The organism is Massilia sp. CT11-108, assembly GCF_047302915.1.
Taxonomy (GTDB): domain Bacteria; phylum Pseudomonadota; class Gammaproteobacteria; order Burkholderiales; family Burkholderiaceae_D; genus Telluria; species Telluria orientalis.
In genome coordinates this window covers 1-1104 of record NZ_JBKYMO010000961.1, presented here as the reverse complement: position 1 = coordinate 1104, position 1104 = coordinate 1, and the positions used below count along the sequence as shown (strand labels likewise).

General features: G+C 70.5%; 1 protein-coding gene. It reads right to left on the bottom strand.

All coding sequences use genetic code 11. The features are described 5' to 3' along the window. Window positions 1-42: 42 nt before the first annotated feature. Window positions 43-918, bottom strand: a complete 876-nt coding sequence (locus ACEN88_RS32360; RefSeq protein ID WP_413346320.1) for a carotenoid biosynthesis protein — start codon at window positions 916-918, stop codon at window positions 43-45. Window positions 919-1104 lie beyond the last annotated feature (186 nt).

Here is a 1104-nt window from a genome sequence, read left to right as displayed (position 1 = left end):
GCGCCGGGTTGTCGACGAGGCCGGGTTCGAGGACGTCGCGTCTCACGCGGCCTCCTTCAGCGCTTCGGCCGGCACGGCAGCCGTCGGTTCGTCGATGGCCGGACGGGCCAGGATGCCTTGCCGGCGCAGCAGGCCGATGGTCGCCGCGAGCAGCGGGAATCCCATCGCGAACAGCGCGATCGTGCGCGCCTCGACGGGGTAGCCGAGCAGCACCTGGAACACCATCAGGCCGGCGTAGACGCCCAGCGGCACGAACACGTGGCGCATCGTCGGCAGCACTGCGCCTGCGTCTTCCGGCGCCGTGCGTACGCGCGCGAGGCGGCGGAACGCGAACAGGATCGCGAACGACACCGTCATCCAGCCGGCGAAGCCCTGCACCGTCTCGCCGAACCACCAGCCGTCCTTCTCCGTCATGATCCAGGCCTTCAGCACGTAGACCATGTACGGGTCGACGCCGAGGTCGTAGCACGTGACGACCATCGCGCCCAGCAGCGCCATGATCGCGTCGTGGCCCGGCGACGCGGGGCGGTCGACGGGGTCGTGCCACACGATCAGGTTGGCGATCACGTAGCCGACGTACGCCAGCGCGAACCACATCAGCGGGATCACGACCGGGACGTCGCCCAGCGCGGGCCCGAGCACGGGCGTGTACGTGTAGCTGCCGAAGAACCAGCCGTACGACGACCCGAGCTGCTCGGCCAGCCAGCCGACACTCGTGGCGATGGCGACGAGGCGCAGCGCGGCACCGCCGCCCAGCAGGTGGGCGGCGCTGGCCCAGCAGCAGCCGAACATCAGCAGCGAGCTGGCGACGAGGGCGACGGTGGTGTCGCCGCCGATGCGCTTGGCCAGGACGAGGAGGAAGGCCGCCAGCAGCGTGGCGGCAAGGACGGGCAGACGACGGCGCAGCAATGGGGTCATATGAGGCTCCAGGGGCACGACGTAACGGTGAAAATGCGGCCACCGGCGGGCGGCGGCCGCGCTTGAAATCAGAAGCGGTAGTCGAACCGGACGTCGGCCGTGCGCGGTTCGGTCGGCACGGCGAGGCCCGACGAACTGATCGTCATCGGCCGCACCTTGTCCTCCACGTTGCGCACGCGCGCGAGC